The 8,245-nt window shown below is 29.5% G+C and carries 8 protein-coding genes and 1 pseudogene; all 9 read left to right on the top strand.

Going from position 1 to position 8,245, the window contains the following annotated elements; translation table 11 throughout:
* The coding region (locus ACVC2P_RS07955; protein WP_452597947.1) for a PepSY-associated TM helix domain-containing protein at positions 1-1,655 on the top strand (1,655 nt) is incomplete at its 5' end.
* Between the two features lie 23 nt (positions 1,656-1,678).
* Positions 1,679-2,365, top strand: a complete 687-nt coding sequence (locus tag ACVC2P_RS07950; protein ID WP_452597946.1) for a class I SAM-dependent methyltransferase — start codon at positions 1,679-1,681, stop codon at positions 2,363-2,365.
* Positions 2,366-2,508: 143 nt separating this feature from the next.
* On the top strand, positions 2,509-4,122 hold the full coding sequence (locus ACVC2P_RS07945) for a vitamin K epoxide reductase family protein (protein ID WP_452597945.1): 1,614 nt from the start codon (positions 2,509-2,511) through the stop codon (positions 4,120-4,122).
* Positions 4,123-4,247: 125 nt separating this feature from the next.
* Positions 4,248-4,475: a hypothetical protein gene (locus ACVC2P_RS07940; protein WP_452597944.1), complete on the top strand. Its 228-nt coding sequence runs from the start codon at positions 4,248-4,250 to the stop codon at positions 4,473-4,475.
* A gap of 103 nt (positions 4,476-4,578) precedes the next feature.
* Positions 4,579-6,765: a peptidase domain-containing ABC transporter gene (locus ACVC2P_RS07935; protein ID WP_452597943.1), complete on the top strand. Its 2,187-nt coding sequence runs from the start codon at positions 4,579-4,581 to the stop codon at positions 6,763-6,765.
* Between the two features lie 114 nt (positions 6,766-6,879).
* Positions 6,880-7,047 (top strand): hypothetical protein, encoded by a 168-nt coding sequence (locus ACVC2P_RS07930; RefSeq protein WP_452597942.1) that lies wholly within the window; start codon positions 6,880-6,882, stop codon positions 7,045-7,047.
* A 103-nt stretch (positions 7,048-7,150) separates the two neighbouring features.
* Positions 7,151-7,333, top strand: coding sequence for a hypothetical protein (locus ACVC2P_RS07925; protein ID WP_452597941.1), 183 nt, complete (start codon positions 7,151-7,153; stop codon positions 7,331-7,333).
* Between the two features lie 18 nt (positions 7,334-7,351).
* Positions 7,352-7,537 (top strand): hypothetical protein, encoded by a 186-nt coding sequence (locus ACVC2P_RS07920; RefSeq protein ID WP_452597940.1) that lies wholly within the window; start codon positions 7,352-7,354, stop codon positions 7,535-7,537.
* Positions 7,538-7,657: 120 nt separating this feature from the next.
* Positions 7,658-8,245, top strand: a pseudogene (locus ACVC2P_RS07915) (HlyD family secretion protein); the annotation flags it as partial.

The following is an 8,245-nucleotide window of genomic DNA, read 5'->3' as shown; positions in this document are numbered from 1 at the left end:
GAGTTGGGATTTATTTAGCAGGGTTTGTAGCTCTATTTTTTTTATTTGCCATAGTTACGGGTGTTATTGTACACTGGAAAAAGATAATCCCAGATTTTTATAAGTTTAATCCTAAAATAACTTTAAAACGAGTATGGGCAGATGCGCATACAGTATTAGGAGTATTAGGTTTACCTTTTCAATTTATTTTTGCAGTAACAGGAGCTTATTTTTGTTTAAGCCTTTTAGTTCTAATTCCAGCCAACTTATTATATAACGGAGATCAAGATAAATTATTAGAAGATTTACGCCCAGACCGTAAAACATATGAATGGATAGCAAAATCTAATGAAGACGTGCCGAGTTTTAATCAGTTTGCACAAAAATCTGGTAAATACTGGAATAATTTTCATTTAACTAGAGGGTATATTCGTAATTATAAAGGAAAGAATATGAAATATCTTTTAATGGGAGAATTAAAAGATACTGAGCGTTTTATAGGTATTGGTTACTTAGTTTTTGACGCTTATACAGGAAAAATTGAGGTAGAAAGAAACCCTAATAATTTAGAATATACTGAAGATGTACAACGCTTATTGGGACGCCTTCATTTTGCAGATTTTGGAGGAGTAGGATTAAAAATAATATACTTTGTTTTAGCATTAATAACCTGCTTTGTTATTATTACAGGAGTATTAATATGGATAGAATCAAGAAATAAAAAAAGTTTGTCTCTAAAACAACGATTATATACAGCCAAAGTAGGGCATATTTATTTAGCAATATGCTTATCTATGCTGCCAGTAACAGCTTTATCTTTTTTATTTGTAAAAATAACACATGGTAATTATAATAATAAACAATTAGCCATTTATACCTTTTACTTTATACTATGGTTAATAGCTATTTTATTTTTTAGATATAAAAGAAATAATTACTTAACCAATAAATACTGTTTATTATTAGGAGCAATTTTTGGTTTTTTAATACCAATAGCAAATGGATTTATATCCAATAATTGGCTTTGGAATACCTATAAATATAAGCAGTTTGACATATTATTTGTAGATATACTTTGGTTAACATTAGCATCAATGTCTTTATTTATATACTTTAAAATTACTCCAGAAGTAAAAAACAAAAGTTCATTTAACAAAACTCTAATAGATTATAAAACAATTAAAGATGTATTAATAATTGATAGTCAAAATAATAAAAACGATAATAAGCAAAATGCTTATAAAACAACATCAAAAAACCAAAATATAATACCAATGAGAACAAAAATTATAATATTATGGACATTTATAGTCGTAGGCTTTATCTTCCATCACATTTATGGTCTAGCTACTGTATTTTTTAAAGAATCCGTTTTTATTGAAGGGTCTACAAACGAAACCCCATTTTGGGCACATCAGTGGCGAATTTTAATGGAAGGATTAGCGTTGTTATTTGCTATACTTACTGTGCAGATTTCTAAAAAATGGTTTAGATGGTTGTCTTTTATTTGGGCAATAATTGTAACCTTATTTAATATATATCACGTTATTGAAGCAATATTATATGAAGCAACTAATTATTCCGAGATATTCATTTTATTTTTAATGGTTATAGTAAGTATCTTTTTAGTATTAAATATCTATAAATGGAAAAACTATTCCTATAAGGGAGATTAAATAACAAATAACTTAGTAATGATATGAAAAATAAAGTAGTAGAAGTATTTGAAGGAGAGCGTGCAACTAATTACGATAGTTTTATAACCGATTTTTTCCCCAGCTATAACTTTATAATGGATAATATCCCTAAGTTAATAGAAGGAAGTATAAATAATAAAGAGTCTTCAAGAATTTTAGTAGTTGGCTGTGGTACAGGTAATGAAACAAAACGATTATTAGACTATAATAAGAATTGGAAAATAGATGCTTGCGATCCATCTAAAGACATGATAGAAATAGCAAAGAGAAAATTAACAGGTTATACCAATTTAAAATTAATAAATACTACTGTAGATGCTATAGATGGAACTAGAGAATACGATATAATTACCTTGTTTTTAGTTTTGCATTTTATGCCAGATAATGGAGAGAAAAAGAAATTATTAACCCATATATTTAAAAAACTAAAAAAAGGAGGGAAGTTTATATTATTGGATATATGCGGAACCAAAAAAGAATTAAAACAAAACTTTGCGTTATTAACCCATTTATTCCCTAAAGACTGGTCTAAAGAGGATATTGAATATAGAAAAAATAGAATATTAAATACAATTAACGCTGTTAGCGAAGAAAGAACAAAAAAACTACTAAATAAGGCAGGGTTTAAAACTGTTATAAAATTTCATCAATCTACGATATGTCGTGGTTGGGTAATAACTAAAAAATAAAGTAATCATTATTTAAACTATTAATTTATAATAGAGTATGGTTTAGCCTTACTTTTTGTATGGCTTTTTTTAAGCTTTTTTTAAGTTAAAAAAATAGCTTTGGTAAACACTGAAAATAGCTATTCTAAAAACTATACTTTTTTTTGAAAAATTCACTAACACATTTAGTACAGAGATTACTTAAAAAAAATAGCATCTCTTTTGATAAAGAAGAGTTAAGTTTTCAAATACAAAGTCACCCATCGTATCCAAGTTTACATGCCATTACAGGCGTTTTAGATCATTTTAATATAGACAATGTCGCTGCGGAAGTTCCTGTAGATATAGAAACCTTAGAACAATTACCAAATTGTTTTATAGCGCAAATAAAAGAGGAAAATATTAAACGCTTAGTTGTTGTAGAAAGAAAGAATAGTAATTATGAACTCTACAGCACAGAAAATAAGAAAGAAAAAGAAGTAGTATTAAAAGATGCATTTCTTAAAAAGTTTACAGGTATAATTGTAGCTGTAGAAAAAACAGAAGGCAGCCAAGTAAAAACAAGTTCATCTAAAATAGGAGACTATATAAGTGTAAGTTTATTAGCTGTTTTTACTCTGTTTTTAGTATTTAGTAGTACAGCCTCAATATATAATATAGCATACTTAGTATTATCCATAATAGGCGTAGTAATTAGTGTAGCAATTATAAAACAAGAGTTAGGTTTCCAAACATCTATTGGGGATGCCTTTTGTTCTGGAATGGATAATAAAAAAGACTGCGATGCAGTACTAAGCTCTAAAGGAGCAGAAATTATAAAAGGCTATAAGTTGAGCGATTTTAGCTTAACCTATTTTTCGGCAATAACAATAACCACTTTTATTCAAATAACAAACCCTGTATTGCCTTTTATGGTTAGCCTGTTAGCAATTCCAGTAACTATATATTCATTGTATTACCAGTATGCAGTTGTAAAAACATGGTGCTTATTATGTTTAAGTATAGTAGGATTATTATGGTTACAAGCCTTAATACCAATAATTAAAAACAATGTAATTACAGAATTTAATCTTAATAATAGTATTGTTTTTGCTTTCATTATTATAAGCTCAGGACTAATATGGCACAATATAAAACCGCTTATTAAGGAGGTTAACAGTTTAAGAAAAGTGAAAATAGAAAGCGTTAAGTTTAAAAGAAATTTTGAACTGTTTAAAACCATGCTTAATAAAGCACCAAAATTAAATACAAAAATAACAGAAAGTAAAGAAATTATTTTTGGAAACCACCAGTCTAAATTAGAGATTGTTATTATAACAAGCCCTTTTTGTGGCCATTGTAAGCCCGTACACAAGCAAATACATAACATATTACACAAGTATAATGAAAATGTAAAAATTATAATTCGATTTAATATAAGTATTCAAGATAAAAACAATGAAGCTGTTAAAATAACCACTCGTCTTATAGAGCTGTACAGAGCAGAAGGAGAGTATAAGTGCTTACTAGCAATGAGCGAAATTTATGAAAAAGGAGACACCATTACTTGGTTAAAAAAATGGGGAGAATGCAAACAAAAAGAAACTTCGATTATAGAGCTGGAAAAAGAAAATATATGGTGCAAAAATAATGGCATACATTTTACTCCAGAAATTTTAATTAACGGTAAGTCTTTTCCAAAAGCATACAATAGATCGGACTTAATTTTATTTATAGAAGAATTAGAAGAAAGTAGTAATCAAAATTCTAGTTCTATTACTACAATACAAACAATGTAAAGAAATAAACAAAGCCCTTTTTAGGGCTTTGAGTTTGAACATACATATTCTCTCGCGAAGAATAGACACAAATGGTGAGTGTCATAAAATGTTCGCCACAAATATAGTTATTAAATAGTTTCACTATGAAAAAACAAATTTTAAACCTTGGAGTTCCTTTAAGTAAAACAAAACAAAAGACAATACATGGAGGAGGGCCTAAGCCAGGGCCAAATTGTCGTTGTTTTTGTCACGTCGGTACAACAGTACAAGCATCCAATTGCCAGACACTGTGCCCAAATGGAGACATACCAGGCGTATACGAAGGCACTCCACCATCCTGTTTTGCAAATGCAGATTATGGCCCAAACTAGTTTTATAAGCAAAGCTTTAAAAACTTTTAAACGCGTTAAAACTAAAAAATAGAGAAGGGAGGAACTTTCTCCTTTCTATTTTAATATAACAACTAGGTTTTCTTTGAAAAAATTTCCAACATACAAGCAAACAGAAGCCAAAGACTGTGGACCTACTTGCATTAAAATTATAGCTAAGTATTACGGTAAAACCATTAATACCCAACAGTTACGAAACCTAAGCGAAACAACTAGAGCGGGAAGTAGTTTATTAGGCCTAAGTGAAGCTGTAGAATCTGTAGGTTTTAGATCTATAGGCATGAAGTTAGCCTATAAAAAATTACTAGAAGCACCACTACCTTGTATTGTACATTGGAATAAAAACCATTATGTAGTACTCTATAAAATAAAAAAAGATACCGTTTATATTTCAGACCCTGCACACGGTTTAATTACATACACCAAAGATGAATTTATTAAACATTGGATAGGTAATAATGCAGATGATAATACAGAGGAAGGTATAGCCTTATTAATAGAACCAACACCCAAGTTTTATCAATCCACATTTGAAAAAGATGAAGCCTTTGGTTTTTCGTTTATATTTAAATACCTGTTTAAATATAAGCGTTTTATAATTCAATTAATTATAGGCTTATTAGCAGGGAGTTTACTACAATTAATTCTTCCTTTTTTAACACAAAGTGTTGTAGATGTAGGGATTAAAAATCAGGATTTAAACTTTATTTATTTAATATTATTTGCACAATTATTTCTGTTCATTGGTAAAGCATCATTAGAAGTTATAAGAAGCTGGATTTTATTACACCTAAGCACACGAATAAATATTTCATTAATCTCCGATTTTTTCATCAAATTAATGAAGCTACCCATTTCTTATTTTGATGTTAGAATGACTGGCGATTTATTACAACGAATAAACGACCACAAACGTATAGAAAGAATACTAACTACTTCTTCTTTAACAGTACTCTTCTCGTTTTTTAACCTTATAATATTCAGTTTAGTTTTGGGCTATTATAGCCTACAAATTTTTGGAGTCTTTGTAATAGGAAGCGTATTATATTTTGGTTGGGTCCTATTCTTTTTTAAAAAAAGAAAAGCACTCGATTATAAACGATTTTCTGAAGTAAGCCAAGAACAAAGTAAAGTTATAGAACTTATAAACGGAATGCAGGAAATTAAACTGCATAATGCCGAAAGGCGTATGCGTTGGAACTGGGAATACGTACAAGCCCGATTATTTAAAGTAGCAACCAAAAGCTTAGCCTTAGAGCAAACACAAAGCGTAGGCTCTAACTTTATTAACGAGTTAAAAAACATGTTTATTACCATACTATCTGCCAAACTTGTAATAGATGGGGAAATAACTTTGGGTATGATGATGGCAATTAGTTACATAGTGGGCCAATTAAACGGCCCTATAACCCAACTTATAAGCTTTATGCGAGATGTGCAAGATGCACAAATTTCTATAGATAGATTAGGCGAAATTCATAATATGGAAGATGAAGAAAAACCAGAAGACGAAAAAGTAGCCAATATCCCAGAAAACGCATCCATTACACTAAAAAATATCTCGTTTAGATATACAGGAGGTTTAGAACCCGTTTTAAAAGATTTAACATTAGAAATTCCAGCAAATAAAACAACAGCAATTGTGGGAGTAAGTGGTAGCGGAAAAACAACTTTAATGAAACTACTGCTTGGCTTTTATCAAGTAGATAGTGGTGATATTACTGTAAATAATTTCAACCTTAAAAATATATCACAAAAGGAATGGAGAAGAAACTGCGGAGTAGTTATGCAAGAAGGCTATATTTTTAATGATACCATTGCTAAAAATATTGCAGTAGGAGAGGACTATGTAGATAGAAAAAAACTAGAACACGCCATTAATGTAGCAAATGTTTCAGATTATATAGATGGCTTACCACTTGGATTTAATACAAAAATAGGAACAGAAGGATCAGGATTAAGTACAGGACAAAAACAACGATTATTAATAGCAAGATCTGTATATAAAAATCCTAAGTTTCTATTCTTTGATGAAGCGACTTCAGCTTTAGATGCGAATAATGAGAAAGTTATAATGGAAAAACTAAATACTTTTTTCACTAATAAAACAGCAGTAGTCATAGCTCATAGATTAAGTACAGTTAAAAATGCGCACCAAATAGTTGTTTTAGATAAAGGAAAGATTATAGAAAAAGGAACCCATGAAGAATTAATAGCACTCAATGGAAGTTATTACCACTTAGTAAAGAATCAATTAAACTTGGGCAAATAGATATTAAGATATAAAATGGGTTTTAAACCTAAAAAAATTCTCTCGCGAGGAATAGACACAAACCTTGAGTGTCTTTAAATGATCAAGGCATATTAATGTTTTAATTTTTTTATTATGAAAAAACAGATTTTAAATTTAGGTAATCCTTTAAATAAAGGAGAACAAAAACAAATTAATGGGGGCGATAGAAAACCCGAATTATGCAATTTTGAAGGGTTTATATGCTATCCTCCTAGAAAATGTCACTTAAATCCTGATGGAAGCTATAGCTGTGTCTATTAAATATAAAAATACGAGCCAAAGCTAAAGAAATAGTTTTGCTCTAAAAATAGTATTAAAAACTTTAAATAATCAAGTTAAACAAAAACACTTAATTTTTTTAATTATGAAAAAACAAATCTTAAACTTAGGAAAAGCTTTAAATAAAGTAGAACAATCTGAAATTAATGGAGGTTACATTTACACCTGCGAACAATTCTGTAGCGCATCTCCAGCAATGCGACAAATGCAAGTAGATAGGTATGGAACAGAGCCTTTTGAAGATTGCCCTTGCTATCTTCCTTGTTAATATTTAATCTATATTATTATGAAAAAACAGATTTTAAACTTAGGGAAAGCTTTAAATAAAGCAGAACAAAGAACTATTAACGGTGGTGTAGAGCAATGTGATAGTCAATATCGTTGCGGAGCAGGTAAATGCTGTAACACCGCAGGTTGGTGTCAATCATTTAATGCAAATACAGGGTACTTATGTGCACCATATTTAAATTAATGCTAGACAGCTAATATGCAGTAGTATTAAGCATAACATATTCTGCATAGCTTATTAGTTATTAGAAGCAAAGAAAATTGTGCTCTTTGCTTCTAATTATTTTAATTTTAAAAAAGTAAGATGCCACAAAACAACAGAGACATACCAATACGAAGCGAAGAAGTACAAGAAATATTAAGCCACATACCACACTGGATGATTCGTTGGGGGAATACCCTGTTTTTTTTACTAATTTTAATGCTTCTTTTTATTTCTTGGTTTGTAAAATATCCAGATGTTATAACGGCAGAAGTAATGGTAACCACTTCATTTCCGCCAGAAAAAATTTATGCTAAATCAAGTGGGCAATTTGAAGTTTTTTTAGCAAATGAAGAAGAAAACGTTTCAAAAAATCAAATATTAGCAGTTTTAGAGAACAGTGCATCCTATAAAGATGTATTGTTATTAAAGAGTATTGTAGATACCATAAATTATGAGCAAACGTTCTCTTTTCCTTTAGATAAAATACCACCACTAGTTTTAGGAGATATAACTACTAGTTACTCTCAATTTGAGAATGATTATACAGAATATGTTTTAAACAAAGAACTAGCGCCTTACAGACCTGAAGATTTTGCTAATAGAATGTCTGTAATAGAAGCAAAAGGCAGGTTACAAATATTATTATCGCAAAAAAAACTAAACTTAAAGGAATTAGAATATAAACAA

This window comes from Pontimicrobium sp. MEBiC01747 (assembly GCF_053601635.1).
The sequence above is the reverse complement of the archived record's forward strand: the minus strand, read 5'-3'. Positions and strand labels throughout refer to the sequence as shown.

Bases quoted from the DNA above. Each gene is read 5' to 3' on its own strand.
- ACVC2P_RS07950 (WP_452597946.1), top strand. From the start codon at position 1,679: ATGAAAAATAAAGTAGTAGAAGTATTTGAAGGAGAGCGTGCAACTAAT.
- ACVC2P_RS07940 (WP_452597944.1), top strand. From the start codon at position 4,248: ATGAAAAAACAAATTTTAAACCTTGGAGTTCCTTTAAGTAAAACAAAA.
- ACVC2P_RS07930 (WP_452597942.1), top strand. From the start codon at position 6,880: ATGAAAAAACAGATTTTAAATTTAGGTAATCCTTTAAATAAAGGAGAA.
- ACVC2P_RS07925 (WP_452597941.1), top strand. From the start codon at position 7,151: ATGAAAAAACAAATCTTAAACTTAGGAAAAGCTTTAAATAAAGTAGAA.
- ACVC2P_RS07920 (WP_452597940.1), top strand. From the start codon at position 7,352: ATGAAAAAACAGATTTTAAACTTAGGGAAAGCTTTAAATAAAGCAGAA.